This window comes from Arachnia propionica (assembly GCF_003859805.1).
In the GTDB taxonomy this organism is placed as follows: Bacteria; Actinomycetota; Actinomycetes; order Propionibacteriales; family Propionibacteriaceae; genus Arachnia; species Arachnia propionica_C.
Map to the genome: position 1 here is coordinate 1 of NZ_RQZG01000058.1, position 488 is coordinate 488.

1 protein-coding gene is annotated in these 488 nt (G+C 67.8%); it reads left to right on the forward strand.

All coding sequences use genetic code 11. From position 1 onward, the window contains the following. On the forward strand, window positions 1-488 hold a 488-nt coding region (locus EII34_RS16185; RefSeq protein ID WP_185711404.1), incomplete at both ends, for a hypothetical protein.

Below are 488 nucleotides of genomic sequence, written 5' to 3' on the forward strand. Positions count from 1 at the left end.
CGGTGGCGGTGTCGGTTGATCCGGCGGCGGTCACCCCGAAGGCCGATTTCGACGGTGTGGCGAACACCACCCTGGTGACCGACCAGGCGATTCCGGCCGGTGCCCGTCACGTGTTCACGGTGAGGGCTCGGGCGAGTGTGGCCACGACCGTCACGGCTGAGGCGAAGGACTGTGAGCTGCAGGATGCCGAGACCGGGACGGGCCTGCTCAACCAGGCCACCATGACCAGTGGCGGCAAGGCCGTCGAGGCCCGCGCCTGTGAACCGGTCAAGGCCCCGGGCGACATCACGATGACCAAGCGTGCCGTTGCTGTCGAGCAGGACAGCCAGGATGCCGCCATCACCTATGAGGTGACGGTGACCAACCCGAGCGAGTTCGATGCGACCTACAGCCTGGTCGACGAGCTGAGGTTCGGTGAGGGCGTGAGCGTGGTGCCGGGTTCGGTGGCGGTGTCGGTTGATCCGGCGGCGGTCACCCCGAAGGCCGAT